Raw genomic sequence first — 23,688 nt, 5'->3', positions numbered from 1 at the left:
GTACTCATAGGGATAGATATGACATTAGCATTAACGCAGCTAGGTGAAGATATTTGGGCTTATGAAGATAGTATGCCACTGGGTGGTATTCAGCTAAGGCTGCGTATGACTGTGGTTAAACTGTCGTGTGGTGGATTATGGCTGCACTCCCCGATTAAGCTCACCGCAGAATTACAGTCAGCTATCGATAACCTTGGTCAGGTACGCTTTTTAGTCGGCCCAAGTAATGGGCATAATATTTGGTTAAATGAGTGGAAAAAAGCCTACCCTGAAGCAAAAATGTATGTGAGTGCAGGCATACCGAAAAAGATAGCTATCTCAAACTATCAATTACTCGATGAGCATTTTGACAATATCTGGAGTGATGACTTTGAACGGCAGTATATGCCTGGCGTAGGCTTTTTTAACGAATCAGTGTTTTATCATAAAAAATCAAAGTCACTCTTGGTGACCGATCTCATTCAGAATCATAGCGATGCATGTCCCTCAGGTTTTGCAGGTGTGATGACCAAGTGTGTTTTCAGACCTTTAGGGTTTAAAGACCTATGTATTGCACCACCGCTAAAAATGGGTTTTACCATCAAAGATAAGCCTGGATTTACGCAATTTATTCGTAATATTAAAGCGTGGGGCTTTGATAAAATTGTGGTCACACATGGTGATGTGATTAGTCATGATGCTAAAGCAGTCTTTGAGCGATTAACCCAGAGGTTTGATTGATCAAATTACTTCGCGTGCTCATTTTTTGAAAGCATGATTGAATCGATGCTTCTCATCGCTGAATTAAGGTATGGTTTCGTATTAACTGAAACTGGCTTAGGGTTTGAGCTGTTATGGGTAATTGCTTGAGTATGAACAAACATTTCGAAGGTCGCTATGAGGTTGAGCTTAAGTATCGTTTAACGAGTCGAGTGCAATTTTTGGCTTTGTTAGCCAACAAAAATCCTGAGGTGATGCATGAAGATAACCTGGAGCATGATACCTACTTTGACTTGCCTGATGCGAGCTTAGCCAACCAAAATAAATCAGTGTGTATTCGAGAGATACAGCCGTCTGGTATCATGCTATGGATAGTTAAAGGGCCTGAAGCCGATCGCTGTGAAGCCGTCAATATCAACCATGTAGGTAAAGCTAGAAGCATGCTCAATACCATGGGATATCATCAGGTATTGGAAGTAAAAAAGCTGCGTAGCATCTATTTTATTGGCAAGTTTCATCTCACAGTCGATACGTTCGAAGGCTTAGGTGAATTCGCTGAACTTGCCATCATGACTGAAGATGAGTCCAAGTTGGAAATCTATCGACAGGAGTTGTTGTCCTTAGCCAGTGAACTGGGGTTGTTTGCGGAACAACTGGAAACTCGCTCTTATCGCGAGCTTATTCATGAACTAGAAGGTGATCGACTTTGAGTTTCCCCAAAGTTTGCAAATGGCTTTTCTCGTTAGCTCACTAAGCTGCGCTTGAGCTTTATAATTAGACTTTGTCTAATAACTAAAGTTGTGGAATTCCATTCCACACCAGGCCAAGGAGGACTGTTCGTCCTTATCCTCCTTGGATCCACCATGAGGCCCCGGCGAAGTTGTAACCCTTGTCCTTATGTATAAATTACTAGCACTTCCGATGGTACATCCTGTACCCCGAAAGTTAGCCCTACATCCATGTCGGTCTCACGCAATTTATTACAACGTCCTTCGGCAACTTCCAACGGGGAATTATCGAACTTGCAGGCTATTAGAGGCGTTCTATCGCGTATGAATCGAAAAGTTTCTATGTTGAGGATAGTAAATTTGGTGGAGTATAAGCTAATTAGAACCGACCCCCTTTATGGCACATTGATAAGCCAATCTAATGTTAATAACTATTATCGTTAAGTTAGTTACACCAAACTTGATGTTGTACTATTGAGACTCAGCTCTATTTTTTTAGGTCATATTATTGATATAACAATAGTTTAGGTTGTTAAAAACATTTAATATTGGAGTAGTAAGTGCGCTTAGGTCATCACGAACTCAATAAGACCATCGACGAGCATCAAATCGAAATGGCCGACATAGTAAAAGATCCAAAAACTCTCGTATTTATAGATACTAATATTCTTGCCTATCTGTATAAACTTCATTCTACCGCACGTAATGAGTTCTTCTATTGGTCTGATTCGATAATTGGAGAAAAAAGACTATTCTTACCTGGATGGGCAGCGAATGAGTACCTAAACCGTGTCACCACTAATAAACTTGATTCGTACACGCATAAGAGTAAAGAGCCTTCTCAGGCGAAAAAAGCGTATGAAGCCTTATATGAAACAGCGTCCTTATTTGTTGATGACGACTTGCTCAAAAAAATCTCATTTCAAGGTAATCGCACAGAATTTTTAGAAGGATTTCGCAATACCATTGATTCGTTGGAACAGTACACTTGTGCTTTTAAGCAACAGTTTAAGCCCGGTGACATTCATGCGGAGATAACGAATCATTTCTCTGAAGTAGTCCTTGAGTCTGATCTTGCAAATCTTTGCTTACGAGCTTCTAAAGAGGGAGATGTAAGGTTCGAACATCGTCTGCCACCAGGTTTTCAGGATAATGGTAAAGGTGAGAATCGTTTCGGTGATCTTATAATTTGGTTTGAAATCCTTTCGAAATCAGTAGATACAAAAGGCACATTTGATAAGGTACTTTTTATAACGAATGATGAGAAATCGGACTGGGTTTATGCTCCTAAAATGCGTGCAGTACTTGCAGCTGGGAATCGTAAGTTAATTGGCAACAATAAACCTGAGATCAAGATTGCTGATCCTAGGTTGGTTTCGGAATTTTCACAAAAAGTTGGTCATTCAAACTTTTCCATTTGTAGTCTTGCAACTCTTGTTGAAAGTCTCTCTAAGGGGGATCCCACTCGGTTTACTCATCTAGCGGGTGCTATTCAGATTGATATACAGGAGACCGAGGAAGTTGTGGCTGAGGATGTAGTGGAAGCTGGACCTGAGGATGTAGCGGAAGCTGGAGCTGAGGATGCAGTGGAAGTTGTGGCTGAGGATGTAGTGGAAGTTGTGGCTGAGGATGTAGTGGAAGCTGGAGCTGAGGATGCAGTGGAAGCTGAACCTGAAAATCCTGCTTATGTATACGATGAAGAGGCCCTTCAGGACAGAAACTATCAGGTAGATGCGCCTTCTGAGATCAATAATATTATCCGTGATCTAATGAGTCACAATTGGTACAGCCAGAATCCAGCAATATATAAAATTAGCACTCTTAGAGATCAACAACTTTCCCCATCATCTTGCTTTGTGCTAGGCAGAAATATCTATCAAGCTGCTTGTGGTAATTCACAAAAAGCAATGGAATATATTGCATCATTACATAGGCGCCTGGCTATTTTCCCGCAAGAAACTGCTCAACATATTCTTTCAGGGATGCTTTACGAAGTTTATTTTGACTCCAACTCAGAGTTTCGAAATAAAGCCAAGTTTGATTATGCTGATAAGCTATTAAGTCTGATAACGGAGGAACCTTACTTAGAAGCTAAAACCTTTATAAGGAGTCACTTGCATGCTCACCGTGAGCGCCTCCTGTTTATCCCCGGTGATACCGAAATGAAAAAGGTCGAAATCGTTACTGAGCCAGCTGAAAATGAACAGGGCGAACCAACTCTTATACTTCAATCAGTATTACTTGATGGTACTGAATTGATAATTGATGGAGTTGATTATTTTGCCGAAACTACATTCGATCTGGGCGAAGTCAGGCTTACAATTTCTGAAGCTTTTGCAATTCCTAAGTGGGCTTTGACCTGTGAGCTAAAACCGAAGCCACCATATGTGGCAAAGTTTGAGCTTCCTGAGGGGAAATTATTGAAACCAGAGCAAGCATGAATATAAGTAAAGTCGTGCTATTAATGTGTAATAGTGAGGTGGTAAATCTTGATGAGAATAAGCTACAGATGGTCAGTTGTGTTCAACTCTGCTGACCATACAGACTTGCTTCATGAGCTGTTATACTAAGTGTTACACACATTAGTGGTTACTTACTATGAAGCTCAATAAAATTAGATTACATGAGTCGGCTAAGTTGTCTTATCGGCCAACTCAACTTTTTATATAGTCCGCTTATATTATGATAATGGGGTTATTTTGACCTATAAGCTTGCTTAGACTTATTTTTAAGTACAATGAAATCTTACTTCGAAGAGATGAATAATCCGGTGTAAACACGGCTGTGACCTTCGGTTTCAGGGATGAAACCGCAGAGCGTATAGGGATATATTTACAGCGTGTCGCAGAAGTGTTTGCACTTAAGCCTGCGGCAGGCAATAGATAACAATGAAGCTATGGTTTTCAATTCAATAACCCAATATGAAAATTGGAATCAGAAAACAAAAAAGCACTTCGAACGAAGTGCTTTTGATTCTAGTTAGCCGAGTGAAGTAAGTCAGAATTAAACAACCCATCAGACATCAACAGTCCAAAAAATGAAAAACCTAAGCTTTCACTAGCTTAGCTAAGTCTGCTGGACGGTAGTAAACCGACTTCAATACCTTGCCTTGACGGACAACTTTTCCTGCCATTTCAACATCTTTAGCACACTTAGCGATGATGAAGTCACCTTTAGTACTACCAACAATTTCAACACCTTGCTTAGCGTAAAACTCAATCGTTTCTTCAAGCTCTTTCTCGTTACGACACACCTTGCTCATATTGCTTGAATGAACCTCATCCCAACAGGTGATGAAGTCGATTTCACGGTTTTGAGCCACGTGTAACAGCAGGTCGATAACATAGCTAATTTCGAGACGATCGCTAACTTGACTCGCACCAAGGTGAACCAAGCGGCCCATTAGTACATAGACAGAATCGACGATAGCATCGGCTTGTTCCATACGGCTGTCTGCTTCGGCAAGCTCAGTAAGCTCTTCAATGGCCAGAGAGGTATGCAGGGTATCAGCCTTATCATCTAATGTACTTCCATCTTCGCTTGGCAGATCGAAGGTAGAACGAAACTGTAAGATGTCACGGTATAGGTGATCGTAAAGTGGCTGACTAAGTGCGGTAAGTTTCATTGATTCTGCCTTGAAGCCTGAGCTTGCTGTTATGAAGATTGAGTGTATAAGGTCTCGAGAACCGGTGATTTTAATTTAATGACGAGCCAAAATAAAGCGCCTGCAATCAGAAGTTCGAATCGTTTGTGGAGTACGCTTAGTGAAAATAATTTTAAAGGCAAACTAGACAAAGGTTTAGCTTAAATTGGGCCAAGGGGAGTGGAACTCCCCTAGTTGCTTATCGCTATGACTTACTGTGCGAAGGAGGTAACTATTTTCGAAGGATGTTCCTAGACTAGCTGATGACGGAACACTTTTTCATTCATTTTACTCATCTCGCTAAGCCAGTGACCTACTGTTGTTTCGTCATGTGGGGCGGGTGAAACGCCGACCGCAAGGTTGCCAGCGATTAAAGATTCAATAGCCAGTGCAACGGTGAGCGATACAAGGCGTGCCATGGCTGAGCCACGTTCGTCGCCAGCTTCATCGATGCCATAACTTGAGTGCCAAACTGTTTGCTCGCCTTGTGGATTTTTAACCTCTAACTCAACCGATAATACCACTCGGTCAGCTTCGCCATCATTGTATTGATGTTTGTCCCATAGCTCATCACTGAGCTTAGCTAAACGAGCAAGCCCTGCTTCACCGATCGCATTGTCGACTTCATCAAATAGCTCGCTCCAGGCTGTAGACCAGCCATTGAGTCGTAATGTGCCGCGAACAAATTCCTGAATGTTCCAGTCCTCACTAAAGCCATACTGTTTGTGAAAAGGCACTGAGTCTCTGTTCGGGTAGGCCTGAAAGGTTTCAAGGCTGGCGTCGCTCATGCGCATATCAAAATCAGATAAAGCTTGCCATGGTCTTTCGGTGCGCTTTACCTCGCCGTCTTGGGTCCACTGAGCGGGAGATTTTAGGGCTTTGAGCACGCCAAGCGGTGACCAAGAAAACTTATATCTGAACTCATTCGCCACTTTAGGAAAGCCACCACAGTAAGAGCGGAAGCTATGCTGGTTTGTTTTATCGAACTTGTCAGATGCTTGATATTCGGCAATTAATGCATGAGCTAGAAGATGGTCAAGCCCAGGGTCGAGTCCTACTTCATTGACAAAACAGAGGTTTAAACCCTTAGCCTTATCATGCAGTGCTTGCATTTCAGGGGAGACATAGCTGCTTGATACAAAGTGAGCTTGCTGTTCAAGGCAGAGCTCAGCGACTTGAAGGTGCATAGTCGCTGGGAGCATAGAGATCACTACATCACCTGGGTTAACCTCGGTCTCAAGGCTCTGCCAATCGAGCTGCTTAGTGGGGATGTTAATCCCTAAGTTGGCAACGGCTTGTTCGGCTTTAGCTAAGGTTCGGTTCCACAGAATGAGTTTCTGCTCAGATTGAGCGATTTTCTTGATACCCGGAAGTGATGATAGCCCGGCGCCTAGCCAGTGAATAGTAGTCATTGCATTGTCTCTTTTATGGTTAGTTATTCAGACGTTATTCGTCAATTCTTAGATAGTTATACTTGGCTTAGTTTGTCGTTAAATACGCTATTGGCTCGTTGCCAAACCCCTTGGTTGAGGTTATCGAGTTGCAGCAGGTGAGGTAATAGTTGCTGGCAAAAGTCTTCACTACTTTCCACAGGAAGCAGAGACGGTAAGTGATCGATGGCAATGAGGTCTACTGGGTTATTGCCCTTGATAATTCGCAAGCAAGGCTCATCGAATGTGGTGCAGCTTGAGTAGATAGGCAGGGGATTATAGGCACCATAAGGGTCGCAGCTGACATCACAAATGATGCTGAGTTGACGCGGATGTATGCCATTGGTATTGAGCATAGGCAAGGTAATAAAAGGGGGAAGAGCCTGCTGAACAAAGACACAGTTGACTAGGAGATCAAAATCTAAAATATCTTCAAAAGGGCCGCCGACTTGAGTCTCTGCAATATCCCATTGCGTCACTTCTGCCCCAACGGATTGAGCCATCTCGACAGCGCCGCGTCCACTGCGCCCTTTAGCGCCAATGACCAAGACTTTTGGCGCTTGGCTCAGTTGAGATAATGAATCTGCTACATCGTCGACTAGGGCCTGTTTACTCGGTATGGATGTCAGCTTATTGAGCACGGGAGTCGCAGCTTGCTGACGGCGAGCAAAGGCCTTGAGTGCCACTGCAGCGCCAGCAAACCCTGCCCAATAGCCAAATGCTGCGACTCTTCGCTGTTTATCATCAACTAAATATTCAAGATCGTACAGCTCACCTGCACCTGTTTTGAAGCGGCGCAGTACCTGTTGCCATCCTTGTTGCTCCTTATACACATGGGCAAAATGAATATGGCGATGAGTGAGTGGCCAGCTCTCTTCACTGAGTTCTTTAAGGCCCAAAATAATGGTGTCACTTGGTGCTTTGTGCCAGCTATGTGTTGGGGCAATTTCACAACCGACTTGTTGGTAATCTTTAGCTGGAATAGCACTAAGAGGAGACTCTTCGACGGTGACTTTGAAACCAGCATTTAACAGCTGTTTAGCTACATCGGGTGTTAGGGCTATGCGCTCCTCTAAAGGTTTAGATTCTGCACGTAACCAAATATGGGCTTTGCTCATATCACTCGCTCTCCTATAAGCCTAAATGCCACCACGACACTGGGTGGTTGAAAAATTGCTATTGAAAAATAGTTAGTGTATACAATATCCATTATTACACAAGTTTAACATTTAGCTTTCAATGAGATCTTAGGGGCAAATAGCAATGGAAGAGCTACAGACTAAAGCCGGCGAGTATTCATCATCTGCAGTGATAGCCTTGGTACAGGAACATTTTCAGCTGGAGGTTGAGGCAAAGCCACTGCCCGGTTACCTAGATCTTAACTATCTACTGACAGATAGCTTAGGAAAACGTTTTATCCTCAAAATTGCTAATGCCGATGAGTCTTTGGCTGAGCTGGATATGCAAAATGCAGTGATGAATTACCTTAATGAACAGAACCTGCAGCCCTACCAATTACCAAAGGTGATAAAGAGCTGCTCAGGCCATGAAATCACCCCTTTGCAGGACCGATATGGCAGGCAAAGATCGCTGCGGCTACTGAGTTATGTGCCAGGTACTTTTTACTGTGAGCATAAACAGCTTAATTCGCTCCATCATGTTCAGCTTGGCACCTTGATTGGCAAGCTAGATGTTTGCTTACAAGGCTTTTCACATAGCGCTGCTTTACGCCATTTTGACTGGGATCTTAAACATGCAAAGTCGGTGATAGAGTCTAAGGTTGGCTTAATTTCCGACGCGGCTCAGCGGCAACAAGTCTTGTCTATTCTCTCTGGGTTTGAGCATCAGGTTATGCCATTAATGGATGAGCTGCCGCAAGGGGTGATTCATAACGATGTGAATGACTATAACTTATTGCTTAGCGACGATAGCCAAGATGCGGCGGTGATTGGTCTAATTGATTTTGGTGATATGGTTCATAGCTATCAAATCAATGAGCTAGCTATTGCCTGTGCTTACGCTATTTTAGGCGAAGGTTCACCACTCACCATTATCAAGGCAATCACTTTAGCTTATCACCAGCAGCGGCCACTGAATGGGGCTGAGCTATGGGTATTATTGCCTTTGATTGCTGCCAGGTTGGCGGTTAGCGTGTGTAACTCAGCGGAGGCGATTTTAGCTGAGCCAGATAATGAATATCTATTAGTCAGTGCCAAGCCTGCTTGGGAGGCTATCGGTATTTTGCTTCAACTTGATGCCAAAAGTGTGGGTTTTGAGCTACAACGTTTATGTTTAGCGACTGCAAAGGGTGATGATTCAGCTTCATTTGAACGGCGCCAAAGCATACTTGGGCACAGAAGTGAGCGTTTATTTAAAACCTTGAGCGTCTCCTATGAGCTGCCCTTGATGATTGAGCGTGGCCAAGGGCAGTTTCTCCTTGATGAGCATAATATCGCTTATCTGGATATGGTTAATAATGTCTGTCATGTCGGTCATTGTCATCCTTCAGTGGTGGCAGCAGGCCAATCACAAATGGCTAAGCTCAATACCAATACGCGTTATTTAAATGACAATATCATCGATTATAGTCAGGCCTTGCTCGAGACCTTCCCCGAACGCTTATCAGTGGTGATGTTTGTTAACTCTGGCAGTGAGGCTAATGAACTTGCCATGCGATTAATGCGTTGTAAAACACAATCTGATGAGTTGTTAGTTGTGGATGGCGCCTATCACGGTAACACCAACAAGGCGATTGAGATAAGTCCCTATAAGTTCAATGGACCAGGTGGCGAAGGGGCTGCGGAGCATATTCATATCGTACCTATGCCAGATCCTTATCGCGGTCCCTTTAAGGGGATGTCTACTGAATCTGGTCAGGCTTATGCCAAGCCTGTTGAGCAAGCGATTAGTCAGTTGCAGCAAGAAGGTCGACAGTTAGGTGGTTTTATCTGTGAGTCACTGCAGGGGGTTGGCGGTAACCTCATTATGCCCAATGGCTACCTTAAAGCTGTTTATCAAGCGGTGCGAGAGGCTGGTGGTGTTTGTATTGCTGATGAGGTGCAAGTGGGGTTTGGTCGAGTAGGTCGTCACTGGTGGGCCTTTGAGACTCAAGATGTGGTACCAGACATTGTGACTTTAGGTAAGCCTATAGGTAATGGCCATCCAATGGCGGCAGTGGTTACCACTAAGGATATTGCCGATGCTTTTGTTACTGGCATGGAGTATTTCAATACCTTTGGTGGCAATCCGGTTTCCTGCGCCATAGGCAAGGCAGTACTGGATACCTTAGATGATGAGCACTTAATGCAAAATGCTTGCGATACAGGTGATTACCTGCAGTCTTGTTTACGAGCATTACAACTCAAGCACGACATAATTGGTGACGTTAGAGGATTAGGCCTCTTTATCGGTGTGGAGTTAGTTGAAGATGAATTATTGACGCCTGCGACAGCAAAAGCACAAGCGCTAATCGAGTGGTTCAAGTCTCGCCATATCTTGCTCAGTCTAGATGGTCCTTTCAATAACGTGCTTAAAATTAAGCCGCCGATGGTTTTTAACCAAGATAATGTCGATTATTTTGTTGAGCAATTTGCGCTGGGATTATCTCAAATAAATGCATAAATATAGCGCATAGCAACTTTGTGTTGAATTTCTAGTCTTTTTTATGGGCTATATAACTTCAGCTACTCAGTTGAGGCGAGTTGAACTAGGTTATGTGATCTAGATCTCTTTGTTAATTTTATGTAAGGATGTTCGGCTGCAGCAACGGATAAAGCATCAGAAGAGTGCTTGTTATTGCAGGAAAGGGCCGACATTAAAAAAATAATAAGGAAGATATAATGACCTCGAATAAACCACCTTTAGAGCAAGCGCCTGATAACCTGCCGGAGCCAGAAGCTGTCCGTGTTAAGAAGCTGCCAAGCTTATTCGATGCGCTTATTCCTATTGTTGCACTTGTTTCTATGTTGGCCGCTGCGGTTTACCTTTACTCTTCAGATAGCTCCTATGGGGCCAATCAAATCGCCCTAATATTGGCTGCTTGTATCGCACTTATTATTGGTGTTAAGAATGGATACAGCTGGAAGGAGATGGAGGCGGGTATCGTTAAGAGCGTAGCCGTCTCAACTGGGGCACTACTTATTCTCTTTTCTGTTGGCTCATTAATTGGTACTTGGATCCTCGCGGGTACGGTACCGACCATGATCTACTACGGTATGCTAGTGCTCAATCCTGAATATTTTTATGCGGCTGCTTGTCTTTTATGTGCCGTAGTTGCCCTTAGCATCGGTAGCTCTTGGACTGTCGCTGGTACACTCGGTATTGCGCTTGTCGGTGTGGCTGCAGCTATGGGGCTAAGTGTGGAGATAACCGCTGGTGCCATTATCAGTGGGGCATATTTTGGCGATAAGATGTCACCTATGTCTGATACCACTAACCTCGCGCCTGCCGTAGCTGGTACCGATATATTTAGCCATATTCGACATATGGTATGGACGACAGCGCCAAGTATTATCATCGCTCTTATTGGTTTTATTATCTTAGGTTTTACCAGTGAAGCGGGTGGTGAAGCGAGCGATCTGCAACATAGCATGCAGCTATTAAAAGAGCAGTTTAACCCAGGTGTTCACCTCCTATTACCTCTGCTGGTGGTTTTAGTTTTGGCGTATAAGAAAATGCCCGCTTTTCCTACTGTCATTCTAGGGACAATCGCTGGTGCCTGTTGTGCAGCTCTATTTCAATTTGACAGTATTATCGCCTTTGTTGCTGATGACAGCCTGCCCCCGATAGTGGCCATGGTGAAGGGGATTTGGACTGCGATGTTTAATGGTTATACGGCTAATACTGGTGATGAAGTGCTCGATAGTCTATTGAGCCGCGGCGGTATGAGTCAGATGACCAACACGGTGTGGCTCATTCTATGTGCCATGTCATTTGGCGGCATCATGGAGGTGACTGGGCTACTTAAACGTATTTTACAAAGTATGCTGAGTTTAGTGACATCGAGTGGCAGCTTGATCATGACGACGATAGCCACAGGTATTGGGGCTAACTTGATCACAGGCGATCAGTTTATCGCGATTATCTTACCTGGGCGTATGTTGAAAGCTGAGTATACTGAGCGTGGTTTGGCTGCGGTGAACTTGAGTCGCGCATTAGAAGATTCGGCGACTATCACCAGCCCGTTAGTCCCATGGAATACCTGTGGTGCTTATATGGCCAGTACATTAGGTGTCGCAACAATCGCTTATCTACCTTATGCTTTTTTCAACCTAGTCTGTCCATTAGTAAGTGGCAGCTATGCCTACTTTAACTTTAAGATCCAGAAGCTGGAAGATATGCCAGAGCTTGAAGAGGTGACGGCTTAGGGGGATATTGAAGGTCCTAGGATAGCGCCTAGGACCTAGACTTTCTGATTTACGCTGCTGTACTCTTTTCTGCTTTATCATCCTCTACTGCGCCATGCTTTATCATGAGCTGATGTATCTGCTCATCTTTCTCCTCCCAGACCTGGTTTAACCAACGCTGGAAATCAACACGATATTGAGGCTCAGAAAAGTAGCGCTTATTGTCGACCTCTGGCACTGGCAGTACCTGAACTCTGACAACTATCTTCTTAATCTTGCCGTGCATGACCTCAGATAGAGGATCGTCCTTAGCTTCTGGGTAGACCAAGGTGACATTAAGCAAGTTAGTAAACTGCTCACCCATGGCTGATAACGTAAAGGCGATGCCGCCAGCTTTAGGGCGTAAAAGGTAGCGATAGGGTGAGTCTTGGCGGTCGTGCTTCTCTTGTGTGAACCGGCTGCCTTCAACATAGTTGATGATAGAGGTAGGCATGGTTTTGAATTTTTCACAGGCGCGTCTGGTAGAGATAAGATCTTTACCTTTCAGCTTTGGGTTCTTCTTGAGTTTTGCAGGACTGGTTCGGCTCATAAATGGCATATCGAGTGCCCAACAACCTAGTCCTAGAAATGGTACATACATGAGCTCTCTTTTGAGGAAGAACTTAAGCATAGGAATATGATTTCTAAGTACATAAGTTTGAGCTGCAATATCGAAGCCACTAAGGTGATTACTGATAAGCAAGTACCAGTCATTTTCATTGAGGTTTTCTAACCCTTCAACATCCCACTCGATATCTGCAAGCAGGAATAAAATTCCGCCATTACAGGTCGCCCATGCCCACATAAAGCGATTCATGATTTTTGTGAGGAAATTGCGCCCAGCCGTAAAAGGTACAAACAACTTAATGATGCCGCCTAGGCTTATTAGACCCGCCCAGACAGTCGTATTAATCGCTAATAGCACCGAGCTTATAAAGTAGAGCACAGATCCAGGTAAGAAATTTAACATCGTTTGCTTATACCTTTTGGTTTACGGTTTTCTCTTGAGAAAGTAAGTCGAGTGTTTGGTCTTTCTCAAGCCAAAGTTGATTGAGTTGCTCTTGGAACGCTATTTTGAACTCGCGATCTTTCATATAGTCACCGCGCATCTCGTTGGGTATCTCAGATACGCGAATATGAACATGTACATCTTTTACTTGGCCGCTGATATAGTCCCAGTAGCTGGGGACTTTATCCGGATAATAGATTGAGACATCAACCAGCTTATGGATATGCTCTCCCATTGCCGATAAAGCAAATGCTAGGCCGCCAGCTTTAGGTTTAAGCAAGTGTTTATATTGAGAGTTTTGCTGTTTATGTTTGTCGGCCTTAAAGCGGGTGCCTTCTACAAAATTCATCACACTGACAGGTTTAGATTTAAATTTTGCACACGCCTTGCGGGTTATCTCTATATCTTTGCCTTTTAGCTTTGGATTTTTTCTTAGTTGAGCCGTGGTATAGCGTCTCATAAAAGGGAAATCCAATGCCCACCAAGCTAAGCCAAGAAATGGGACAAAGATCAGCTCCTTTTTAAGAAAGAACTTTAAAAAGGGGATTTTCCTGTTGAGCACTCGCTGCAGTATGAGTATATCGACCCAAGACTGGTGATTGGCAATAACCATATACCACTCTTTGGTAGAAAGATTGGTATCACTATGGACATGCACTTTGACCGGGTGAAAAATACGTTCAATGATGCCGTTAATACTTATCCAAGCTGTGGCACAGTTATCTACAAATGCCGAGCAAGCGGTTTGGATAAAAGGGACCGGGATGAGTTTAATCGGGCTAAAAACGATTATGGGTAACACCCAAAAAAGGGTATTCACCACCCAGCATACAAATGCCAGACAGCCTCTGATTAAAGAAAAAACTCCACCCACTTAACATCCCCCGATAAAAATTGGAAACCTATACTACTCGTACTAGGGCATTTGCTCAATCTTGATGTCGTTTAATGAGTAAAAATTTCATCTTATTAGGATGAGTCACAACAGGCTTGTTGATCTTGTGAGTTGAATTGGGGACTTGCTACAGCAATTGGTACTATATTTATGCGCTCAATATTGTGCTTTGAGGCTGTGAAGTAATCGATCCATGGCGCGGTAGCCCAAGGCTTGAGCAATATGTTTCCGCTCGACCAGATGACAATGATTTAGATCGGCAATAGTACGTGCCACTCGTTGCAGACGGTGAAAGCTTCTTACTGATAATCCAAGCCTATTGACACTTTGTTCGAGAAACTCGAGATCGACCTGCTTAAAACCACCGATCTGCTTGAGTTGCTTACCTGTTAGCTCACTATTAAGTACACCCGCTCGATTGAGTTGGGTTTCTCTGGCCATTTTTACGCGTTGAGCTATCGACTCGCTGGTCTCCGCTGAACTCTCTTTCTGTGTGAGTGCACCAGAGGGGAGCCTAGGGACATCTATGCTGAGATCAAATCTATCTAGAAATGGACCAGATAAACGTGAAAGATACTTTTGGATCTGATCCGGTGTGGCTCTGGCGTTGTCAATATCGCCACATGGACTTGGGTTCATCGCTGCGATGAGCTGAAAACGACTGGAGTAGGTGAGTTTGGCTGCAGCTCTCGATATGACCACTTCACCTGTCTCCATGGGTTCTCGTAAACAATCGAGGACTTTACGGGGGAACTCGATCACTTCATCGAGAAATAACACGCCTCGATGGGCCAGTGAGATCTCCCCAGGCTTAGGGTTACTGCCTCCGCCAACCAGTGAAATGGCTGAGCTAGTGTGGTGGGGGTTTCTAAAAGGTCTACGGTAGAAGACCTTAGGGTTTATGGATTGTCCAGCGACAGAGTGTAAGGTGGCAACTTCCAGGGCTTCATCATAATCTAGCGGGGGTAAAAGCTGCATTAGCCTGCTGGCAAGCATGCTTTTACCTGTTCCAGGAGGGCCAAGTAAAATGACATTGTGATTTCCTGCGGCTGCAATCTCTAGCCCGAGTTTAGCCTGATATTGGCCGATGACATCGCTAAAGCACAGTGGCTCTACTTGCTTATCTGTCTCTATCCACTCGAGTCCTGACTCAATACCGGGCAGCTTAGTTTGTCCATGAAGGTATTCGCTGAGTGTTTGCAGATGTGTGGCAAAGATAACTTTATTGAAGCCGACCAGATCGGCATCTGAGCGGTTATCGAGTGGAACGACTAAATGAGAGTTCTGTTTACGTGCTTCAACAATGACAGGTAGCAGGCCTGGGCAATGTCGAATATGCCCTGAAAGCGCAAGCTCTCCGACAAACTCATGATCTTTAAGTGAGTTGATAGGGAGCTGTTTAGAGGCTGCGAGTATGCCTAATGCGATAGGGAGGTCATAGCGACCGCCTTGCTTAGGCAGGTCGGCAGGGGCGAGGTTTACTGTAATTCTACGCATGGGAAACTCAAAACCTGCATTAATGATTGCGCTGCGAACCCGCTCTTTAGCTTCTTTGACTGATGCTTCAGGTAAACCAACTAAATTAAATGCAGGTAGGCCATTGCTGAGATGGACCTCGACAGTAACTGCGGGGGACTCAACGCCTTTGTTCGCTCTGGTTGCTACACAAGCAATGGCCATAAACAAATCCTTTTGTTTAATAGAGGTGGGTAGACAGTATCGTTAATGCTAATAGTACATCTCGTTGTCTTGAGTGTAGCAGGGAAAGACTTACTGTACAGAATCAGGTTATTTGTTATTCCATATAGCATTTTGCTCTTATGGCGTGATGTTTTATTTATAAAATACGTTAGAATTTACACCACTGCCTATTTGTAACTTGCAGTCATTTTATTTTCGCCATTACTGAAGAGTCACCATATATGCGTTATGAAGTTTGGGAACAACTAAGAGTCGAAGCCGAAGCCTTGGTTCGAAAAGAGCCACTATTGGCGAGTCATGTTTATTCATCGATTTTAAATCATGAATGTTTAGGCTCTGCACTTAGCTTTATTGTTGCCAATAAACTGTCTGATGGTGTGGTTTCACCTTTTACCTTCCGTGAGCTATTTGATAAGGCATTCATACGCTGTGATGAGATGCTAACGAATGTCGCCACCGATATTAAAGCGGTTAAAGAGCGTGATCCTGCGATTGTGAGTTACTTAACTGTGATATTGAATCTTAAGGGGTTTCAAGCGATTCAGGTGCACCGCCTTGCAAACTGCTTGTGGAATCAAGGAAGAATTGAACTCGCTCAGTTTATTCAGAGCCGTAACTCTGAAGTATTTGGCGTTGATATTCATCCAGCTTGTAAGTTGGGGACAGGGATAATGTTTGACCATGCAACCGGGATTGTGGTCGGAGAAACTGCGGTTATTGATAATAATGTATCAATACTTCAAGGCGTGACACTCGGTGGTACGGGTAATCAGCAGGGAGACCGTCATCCTAAAATACGTGCTGGTGTGATGATAGGTGCTGGCACACAAGTTTTGGGAAATATCGAAGTGGGCGAAGGGGCTAAAATTGGTGCTGGCTCTGTGGTTCTTACTGATGTCGCACCTCATACAACCGTTGTAGGGGTACCTGCAAAGGTGGTAGGTAAGCCTGCATCTCTTTGTCCTGCAGAGACGATGGAGCAAGCATTTTTTGAATCTGAGTAGTGTAGAGGTGGTCAACTCACTGCTTTGCTAAACATGTGGAGTAGACTTGATAGTACTCATGGCTATCAGGCTAAGTATGTTGAGTAGACTTGATAGTGTTCATGGCTGTTTTTAGCATGATACATCGCAGTATCGGCATTTTTCATTATTGCTTTGCGGCTCTCTCCATCTCTGGGGTATTGGGCGATACCGATACTGACACCTATGATAAGAGCGTGCTCCTCACAGAGGATCTCCTTAAGTAATTCATCTTGAATGCTTTGAGCAATAGCAATCGCATCCTCTGCTAAGGTGCTTGGTAGTACGACAGTCATTTCATCACCACCGAGTCTTGCTGATATGGCATTTTTAGGAATGACGTTAGTTATTCTTTGAGCCACAACTTGAAGCACATGATCGCCTTCAGCATGGCCAAAAGTATCATTGATCATCTTAAAGTCATTCAGATCCATCATTAGGCAGCTAAATGTCATCCCCTTAGTGGCGATCAAGTTGTCGATATCTTCATAGAACTGATTGCGATTAGGTAAGCCGGTTAACTGGTCATGGTGGGCTTGATAATGTTTCTCTTTAATGGTCTTTTTTAGTTTAAATATGGTTTCGCGGCTCATCTTAGTCACTAGCCAAACAAACCCCCCGCCTCCGCAAAAAACAGCTGATATGATGATGTCTATAGGCGTTGTTGGATGGCCAAGTAATACCCATAAGTATCCGAGGTAGCCAAATATAAACATGATAATCATGCTAAGTAATAGCAACCAGCCATTGTGTTGGTGATCAGGAATCTTGCACACTTGATGGGTAGGAATGAGTGATGCAAGGAGTCCAAATAGCCCAACAAGGACTAAAAGCACTGCAAGTGTAGTCATAGTTTAGAGATAGATAGCCTGTAGATTAAAAGATGTAATTGATTGAACTAACAATCAGTTTAATTCCATTTGCTAGTAAGTATAGGTGAACAAATTTTGTATGACGGGCCGGGGAGGATAAAAGTATCCTTAATAGATCCGGTGACCCAAAGATCGATAAATCACTGAATCACAGAACTTTCAAAAAGGCCGCGACGATGGGGTCGTCTAGTCTGTTATTTTTACAGCAGCAGCCTAGCTCGAAGGGGGGAATATCTATGGGAGTTGGGATGACCTGAATTCTATCCCGAACTGGACTGTTGGTGATCACAACTTCGGGGGTGATGCTGACGCCACATCCGAGTGCAACCATAGAGGCGATAGCTTCCTGTCCAGAAACTTGGGCGTAGATATTGGGGATGAGCCCCAGTTGTTTAAACCAGTTATCGACTCGACGCCTGCCAGGGCCGTGCTCTGGAACAATAAAGGGCAAGCGGTCCCAAGGAATATAAGATTCAGTGAGTAACTCCTGTACTTGACAGCGATAGGTTGGCGCGATGATCACCAGTGGAACATCATCAATCTTAGCGAAATATAAGTTATCAGGAAATGGGTCGGGCAAAGCAGCTATGGCGATATCTGCACGATTATTTTTAATTTCATTGACTGCATTGGCAGCATCGCCCGTAGTCAGGGTAATTTCAACCAGAGGATGCTCACGCCTAAAGCTATCAAGCAGGCCAGGCAGATGGCTATAAGCGGCAGTCACCGAGCAATAGAGGTTGAGTCTACCTCGGAGTAGATCTTGCTTAGGATCTATCTTGGTCTTTAACTTGGTCCAGTGATCTAACGTTTGTTCGGCAAAGTGGCGGTACTCAACCCCTGCGCTCGTCAAGGATACGCTGCGGTTATCACGTTGAAACAGTTTAGCGCCCACTTCATCTTCAAGTCTTTGCATGGCTCGGCTGAGTGTTGAGGGGCTAACATGCATAGCTTGCGCAGTTCTTGAGAAGTGCAGGCTCTCAGAAAGATGGAGGTAAAGTTTGATTGTTTTTATATCCATGCGGACCTCTGCAAATCTTCAAAGCGTGTAATTAGTGTTGCATAAATTGCAATGTAGTATCCCAAATATATCATTTTAAGCAATTTAAATCATGGGCTATAGTGATCTCAATCACTGCTCTTACGCATCAATACTTAGCGTAAGTTGCAACTTTCCTAAATTCGATACAGAAGGTGGTACATCAGATGGCTAACTATTTTAACTCTCTGAATTTACGTCAACAATTAGAACAACTTGCTCAATGCCGCTTTATGGAACGTAATGAATTTAGCGAAGGCTGTGACTTCATTAAGGGCTGGAACATTGTCATTCTAGGTTGTGGTGCTCAAGGCCTAAACCAAGGCTTGAATATGCGTGATTCAGGTTTGAACATCGCATTTGCACTACGTGCCGAAGCAATTGAAGAGAAGCGTGCTTCATATCAAAAAGCGACAGGTAATGGTTTCCGTGTAGGCACTATCGAAGAGTTGGTTCCTGATGCTGATCTTGTACTTAACCTAACACCTGATAAGCAACATACAGATGCAGTAACAACGGTTATGCCGCTAATGAAGCAGGGCGCAACACTATCTTACTCTCACGGTTTTAATATCGTTGAAGAGGGAATGCAGGTTCGAGAAGATATTACTGTCATCATGGTTGCACCTAAGTGCCCAGGTACTGAAGTACGTGAAGAATATAAGCGTGGCTTCGGAGTACCTACACTGATTGCTGTTCACCCTGAAAATGACCCTAAGGGAGAAGGCTTCAAAACGGCTAAAGCTTATGCAAGTGCTACAGGTGGTGATAGAGCTGGTGTTTTACACTCTTCATTTATTGCTGAGGTTAAGTCTGACCTTATGGGTGAGCAGACCATTCTGTGTGGCATGCTACAAACAGGGGCTATCTTAGGTTACGAGAAGATGGTTGCCGATGGTGTAGAGCCAGGTTATGCAGCGAAACTTATTCAACAAGGCTGGGAAACAACCACTGAGGCACTTAAGCATGGTGGTATAACCAACATGATGGATCGCCTATCAAACCCTGCCAAGATTAAAGCCTTTGAGATGGCTGAAGAGCTTAAAGGAATTTTAGCTCCGCTGTTTGAAAAGCATATGGATGACATCATAGGTGGTGAGTTCTCTAAAACTATGATGGCTGATTGGGCTAACGATGATGCAAATCTGCTTAAATGGCGCAAAGAGACCGGTGAAACAGCTTTTGAAAATGCACCGAAAAGCGACGAAAACATCGATGAACAGACTTACTTCGATAAAGGTATCTTCCTTGTCGCTATGATTAAAGCCGGTGTTGAACTTGCGTTCGATACTATGGTTGCTGCCGGTATTATCGAAGAGTCAGCTTATTACGAGTCTCTACATGAAACGCCGCTTATTGCGAATACTATTGCCCGTAAGCGTCTTTACGAGATGAACGTTGTTATCTCTGATACTGCTGAGTATGGCTGTTACTTATTCAACCACGCCGCAGTGCCTATGCTACGTGACTATGTACAGAACATGTCTCCTGAGTACCTAGGCCGTGGTCTAAGCGACAGCAGCAATGGTGTTGATAATCAGCGCTTGATTGAAGTGAATGCTGCTATTCGAGGTACCGGTGTTGAGAAAATTGGTGCACAGCTACGTGGTTACATGACTGCAATGCAGCAAATTGTAGAAGAGAAGTAACATAAGTTCTCTGCCCGACTAAGCCCAGCGATAGCTGGGCTCTTAAACAAATAAAATCCAATACAGAAACAAAGTTAAACATTGAAGTGAAAGATAATTTCAAGATTGAGGCTAGGTTATCGAATCGTTTAAAACGCTGAGCTATCGTTATCGTTTTAAAATTGAAACTAAGCGTTTCGACTCGGTAAAAAGGTTTTTGTTGTGTTTTTTATTGGCTTTGTGGTATTGATTAATGGTCTTGAAGAAGTTAATCGAATAGACACCGAATTTATGCAAACTAATTAGGAAACAGTTCAAACATGATAAACCAAGTAGCCCTACTCATTATTGAGATTATTACCGTGGTGATTATTAGATCACAGCGGGGGGCTCCCATGGCGCATCGAAAAACCTAATTAGGTAAAGATTGCAACTAACCCCCCGCTCCGAAAGGACCGGGGGGTTTTTCGTTTAAAGCCCCGCTGAAAAGCAGACAACAATGGCTTTACCCTACAAATACCGAACGAGATAGTTTGGCTGAAAGTGAGAGATGCAGATGGAACAAGGGCAAACACAGCAAGGTGGATCGGAAAACGAACAGGCAATGATGCGTGGCGCCGATGCAGTAATCAAAGCGTTAGTTGACCATGGTGTCACTAATATTTTTGGTTACCCTGGCGGGGCAATTATGCCTATTTACGATGCACTTTACGGTGCGCCCGTTGAGCACCTGTTAAGCCGTCATGAACAAGGCGCCGCGTTTGCAGCCCTTGGTTACGCGAGAGCAACAGGTAAGACAGGCGTTTGCTTTGCTACATCAGGTCCCGGTGCGACTAACCTTGTCACCTCATTGGCTGATGCTCTACTCGATTCGGTGCCTGTTGTTGCTATTACAGGTCAAGTTTCTACAGCGGTTATCGGAACCGATGCTTTTCAGGAGATTGATGTTTTAGGCATGTCGCTATCTTGCACTAAGCACAGCTTTATGGTGACCAAGATGGATGAGTTGGTGCCGACACTTTATAAAGCCTTTGAGATAGCGGCTTCAGGTCGCCCTGGCCCTGTGCTTGTGGATATTCCTAAAGATATTCAGATCGGTATGCTTGAATATGTCACTCCAGTCGCTGAAAAACTACCACTTCCTGTTGCAGAGCTTAGTCAGCTTGAGGCGGCGCAAGTCTTATTAAAGCAAGCCAAGAAACCTATGCTCTACGTGGGCGGCGGTGTTGGTATAGCTAAGGCTGTTCCACAGCTCAGAGCATTTATCCAAGCAACAGGTATCCCTTCGGTCGCAACCTTAAAAGGGTTAGGCTCGATAGCCCATGATACCCCTGGCTATTTAGGCATGCTGGGCATGCATGGTTCGAAAGCTGCCAATATTGCAGTGCAGGAATGTGACCTTTTAATTGTGGTCGGTGCGCGTTTTGATGATCGGGTGACAGGTCGTTTAACCACCTTTGCTGAACATGCCAAAGTGATCCACTTAGATATCGATGCAGCTGAACTGGGTAAGCTTCGTCTCCCTGAGGTGGCTATTGCTGGTGACCTACAACAGGTGTTGCCAGCTATTACAGTCTCAATGGATATCGCTCCTTGGTGTGATGAGATTGCCTCTCTGAAACATGAGCATAGACGAAATTATGATGTACCAGGTGAGCTTATATTTGCTCCAGCCATGCTAAATCGTCTTGCCGATATGCTGCCTGAAGATAGTGCTGTGTGTTGTGATGTGGGTCAGCACCAGATGTGGGTTGCGCAGCATATGTGGTTTAGAAACCCTGAAGATCATATATCAAGTTCAGGTTTAGGCACTATGGGCTTTGGCCTGCCAGCAGCTATTGGCGCTAAAGTTTCACGCCCTGAGGCTACTGTTGTTGCAGTGTCTGGTGATGGCTCATTTATGATGAATGTGCAGGAACTGACTACCATCAAGCGGAGAAAGTTAGCGGTTAAAATTTTACTCATCGACAACCAAAAGCTCGGCATGGTGAAGCAGTGGCAGCAGCTATTTTTTGAAGAGCGTTACAGTGAAACCGATCTTTCTGATAACCCTGACTTCGTTACTATGGCCTCAGCATTCGATATACCGGGACGTACCATAACGACGACAGATCAGGTCGAAGAGGCATTAGATCATCTGGTTAATTGCGAAGGGCCGTATCTGCTCCATGTAAAAATCGATGATGCCCACAATGTTTGGCCACTCGTTCCCCCTGGAGCGTGCAATCGCGACATGATGGAAGAGATGGATAAACAAACTTAGTTGTTAGTTCTAGTAAAGCCAGTGACAGGATAAGTGGAGATAAACAGATGAGCTACCAATTAGCATTAACATTAGCCCAGCGCCCAGAAGTCTTAGAGCGTGTATTAAGGGTTGTGCGCCATCGCGGTTTTACAGTGACCAAGATGGAGATGCAAGTTGCAGATGATACTGCACAGTTACAGATGAGTGTTGAGAGTGAGAGAGCGATTGAGTTACTAACCAATCAGATAGACAAGTTATATGACGTTATCGATTGCCAAGTACAGGCTAAATAACTGATTAGTAAAATGCTAGCGCAGCTGTTGAGTGATAACAGTAGATAAAGCCCCAAATTACAGTATTGCATTGAGTGAGGAAGCAGAGATGACCGCGAAGAAAGCAGAATTTATATGGTTTAATGGTGAGATCATGCCTTGGGGCGATGCTAAAGTGCATGTCATGTCTCATGGCCTGCATTATGGTTCATCTGTTTTTGAAGGTATTCGTGTCTATGATACTCACTTGGGGGCCGCAGGCTTTCGTTTAACTGAACATGTTCAGCGCCTGTTCGATTCAGCAAAAATCTATCGCATGCCAATTCCATATACCTTGGATGAGCTGATACAAGCTTGTAATGATAGCGTGCAGAGAAATGGTTTAAAAAGTGCCTATATCCGTCCGCTGGCCTTTTATGGTGATGTCGGCATGGGCATTACTCCGCCCAAAGATGCAGTTTGTGATGTGATGGTTGCCGCTTTTCCGTGGGGCGCATACTTAGGTGAAGACAGCATGGAAGCGGGTGTAGATGTCGCTGTCACCTCTTGGAACCGTCTTGCACCTAATACCATACCGACAGGGGCTAAGGCTGGTGGCAACTATTTATCTTCGATTCAGATCTCAACCGAAGCTAAACGAAATGGTTTCGATGAAGGCATCGCACTCGATGTGAATGGTTTAGTGAGTGAAGGTGCTGGGGCTAACCTATTTGTAGTTAAAAAAGGTAAAATCTATACCCCACCCGCTACCGCTGCGATTTTAATGGGCTTGACCCGAGACTCCATCATGACTCTCGCTCGAGATAAAGGCTTTGAGGTGGTTGAAGAAGCTATGTCCCGTGAGTTTCTTTATCTTGCCGATGAGATATTTATGACAGGTACAGCGGCAGAGATAGTGCCCGTACGCAGTGTTGATAGAATCGAAGTTGGCGCAGGTAAACGCGGCCCGATCACTAAGTCTATTCAAGAGACTTTCTTCGGCTTATTCAATGGCGAGACCGAAGACAAGTGGGGCTGGTTAGAAGTTTTATAAATGAAGGTTTTAGGTTTTAAAACCTAGGCCTTAGGAAATCAAAGCATACAGCAGGCTAAGAGTTAACTCTTGGACTTAAAAATTTAAT

General features: G+C 44.2%; 18 protein-coding genes. 10 read left to right on the top strand and 8 right to left on the bottom strand.

The genetic code is table 11. The annotated features are described in order from the left end of the window. Positions 1–18: 18 nt before the first annotated feature. From BM736_RS20430 to BM736_RS20420, 3 genes are all read left to right on the top strand, one after another. Complete coding sequence (locus BM736_RS20430; RefSeq protein WP_076415590.1) at positions 19–720, top strand: DUF4336 domain-containing protein; 702 nt, start codon at positions 19–21, stop codon at positions 718–720. 131 nt (positions 721–851) lie between these two features. Beyond that, positions 852–1,409: a class IV adenylate cyclase gene (gene cyaB / locus BM736_RS20425; protein ID WP_076415677.1), complete on the top strand. Its 558-nt coding sequence runs from the start codon at positions 852–854 to the stop codon at positions 1,407–1,409. Between the two features lie 578 nt (positions 1,410–1,987). Then, complete coding sequence (locus BM736_RS20420) at positions 1,988–3,868, top strand: PIN-like domain-containing protein (RefSeq protein WP_076415588.1); 1,881 nt, start codon at positions 1,988–1,990, stop codon at positions 3,866–3,868. 605 nt (positions 3,869–4,473) lie between these two features. Here the strand turns inward: BM736_RS20420 and BM736_RS20415 are convergent. From BM736_RS20415 to BM736_RS20405, 3 genes are all read right to left on the bottom strand, one after another. Continuing rightward, the gene (locus tag BM736_RS20415) at positions 4,474–5,052 is read right to left on the bottom strand and encodes a nucleoside triphosphate pyrophosphohydrolase family protein (protein ID WP_076415585.1); all 579 of its coding nucleotides are present in this window, start codon (positions 5,050–5,052) and stop codon (positions 4,474–4,476) included. 269 nt (positions 5,053–5,321) lie between these two features. Then, the gene (locus BM736_RS20410; RefSeq protein WP_076415582.1) at positions 5,322–6,482 is read right to left on the bottom strand and encodes a saccharopine dehydrogenase C-terminal domain-containing protein; all 1,161 of its coding nucleotides are present in this window, start codon (positions 6,480–6,482) and stop codon (positions 5,322–5,324) included. A gap of 56 nt (positions 6,483–6,538) precedes the next feature. Next, complete coding sequence (locus BM736_RS20405; RefSeq protein ID WP_076415579.1) at positions 6,539–7,618, bottom strand: saccharopine dehydrogenase; 1,080 nt, start codon at positions 7,616–7,618, stop codon at positions 6,539–6,541. A gap of 145 nt (positions 7,619–7,763) precedes the next feature. On the opposite strand from BM736_RS20405, the gene BM736_RS20400 reads away from it, so the two are divergent. Next, positions 7,764–10,121, top strand: coding sequence for an aminotransferase class III-fold pyridoxal phosphate-dependent enzyme (locus tag BM736_RS20400; RefSeq protein ID WP_076415577.1), 2,358 nt, complete (start codon positions 7,764–7,766; stop codon positions 10,119–10,121). A gap of 218 nt (positions 10,122–10,339) precedes the next feature. Then, a complete protein-coding gene (gene nhaC / locus BM736_RS20395; protein ID WP_179079090.1) occupies positions 10,340–11,866 on the top strand; it encodes a Na+/H+ antiporter NhaC in 1,527 nt (508 codons plus the stop codon). A 49-nt stretch (positions 11,867–11,915) separates the two neighbouring features. On the opposite strand, the gene BM736_RS20390 is transcribed toward nhaC, so the two are convergent. The 3 genes from BM736_RS20390 to BM736_RS20380 all read right to left on the bottom strand — a co-directional run bounded on the left by BM736_RS20390 (position 11,916) and on the right by BM736_RS20380 (position 15,468). Continuing rightward, positions 11,916–12,854: an acyltransferase gene (locus tag BM736_RS20390; protein ID WP_076415574.1), complete on the bottom strand. Its 939-nt coding sequence runs from the start codon at positions 12,852–12,854 to the stop codon at positions 11,916–11,918. 7 nt (positions 12,855–12,861) lie between these two features. After that, the gene (locus tag BM736_RS20385) at positions 12,862–13,767 is read right to left on the bottom strand and encodes an acyltransferase (protein ID WP_076415572.1); all 906 of its coding nucleotides are present in this window, start codon (positions 13,765–13,767) and stop codon (positions 12,862–12,864) included. Between the two features lie 177 nt (positions 13,768–13,944). Next, positions 13,945–15,468 (bottom strand): YifB family Mg chelatase-like AAA ATPase, encoded by a 1,524-nt coding sequence (locus BM736_RS20380; RefSeq protein WP_076415569.1) that lies wholly within the window; start codon positions 15,466–15,468, stop codon positions 13,945–13,947. A 242-nt stretch (positions 15,469–15,710) separates the two neighbouring features. On the opposite strand from BM736_RS20380, the gene cysE reads away from it, so the two are divergent. Next, positions 15,711–16,493, top strand: coding sequence for a serine O-acetyltransferase (cysE, locus tag BM736_RS20375; protein ID WP_076415566.1), 783 nt, complete (start codon positions 15,711–15,713; stop codon positions 16,491–16,493). 65 nt (positions 16,494–16,558) lie between these two features. On the opposite strand, the gene BM736_RS20370 is transcribed toward cysE, so the two are convergent. Both BM736_RS20370 and ilvY read right to left on the bottom strand, forming a co-directional pair. Next, positions 16,559–17,227: a GGDEF domain-containing protein gene (locus BM736_RS20370; protein ID WP_256717977.1), complete on the bottom strand. Its 669-nt coding sequence runs from the start codon at positions 17,225–17,227 to the stop codon at positions 16,559–16,561. Between the two features lie 304 nt (positions 17,228–17,531). After that, positions 17,532–18,404 carry an HTH-type transcriptional activator IlvY gene (gene ilvY / locus BM736_RS20365; RefSeq protein WP_076415560.1) on the bottom strand — a complete coding sequence of 291 codons (873 nt, stop codon included), beginning with the start codon at positions 18,402–18,404 and terminating at the stop codon, positions 17,532–17,534. Positions 18,405–18,589: 185 nt separating this feature from the next. On the opposite strand from ilvY, the gene ilvC reads away from it, so the two are divergent. The 4 genes from ilvC to BM736_RS20345 all read left to right on the top strand — a co-directional run bounded on the left by ilvC (position 18,590) and on the right by BM736_RS20345 (position 23,600). Continuing rightward, a complete protein-coding gene (ilvC, locus tag BM736_RS20360; RefSeq protein WP_076415558.1) occupies positions 18,590–20,071 on the top strand; it encodes a ketol-acid reductoisomerase in 1,482 nt (493 codons plus the stop codon). A gap of 586 nt (positions 20,072–20,657) precedes the next feature. After that, positions 20,658–22,313 carry an acetolactate synthase 2 catalytic subunit gene (ilvG, locus tag BM736_RS20355; protein ID WP_076415672.1) on the top strand — a complete coding sequence of 552 codons (1,656 nt, stop codon included), beginning with the start codon at positions 20,658–20,660 and terminating at the stop codon, positions 22,311–22,313. Between the two features lie 47 nt (positions 22,314–22,360). After that, on the top strand, positions 22,361–22,588 hold the full coding sequence (gene ilvM / locus BM736_RS20350) for an acetolactate synthase 2 small subunit (RefSeq protein WP_076415556.1): 228 nt from the start codon (positions 22,361–22,363) through the stop codon (positions 22,586–22,588). An 88-nt stretch (positions 22,589–22,676) separates the two neighbouring features. Continuing rightward, complete coding sequence (locus BM736_RS20345) at positions 22,677–23,600, top strand: branched-chain amino acid transaminase (protein WP_076415553.1); 924 nt, start codon at positions 22,677–22,679, stop codon at positions 23,598–23,600. The last annotated feature ends 88 nt before the right edge of the window (positions 23,601–23,688 follow it).

This window comes from Shewanella sp. UCD-KL12 (assembly GCF_001957125.1).
Classification (GTDB): domain Bacteria; phylum Pseudomonadota; class Gammaproteobacteria; order Enterobacterales; family Shewanellaceae; genus Shewanella.
This window is presented reverse-complemented; position numbering and strand designations above follow the sequence as displayed.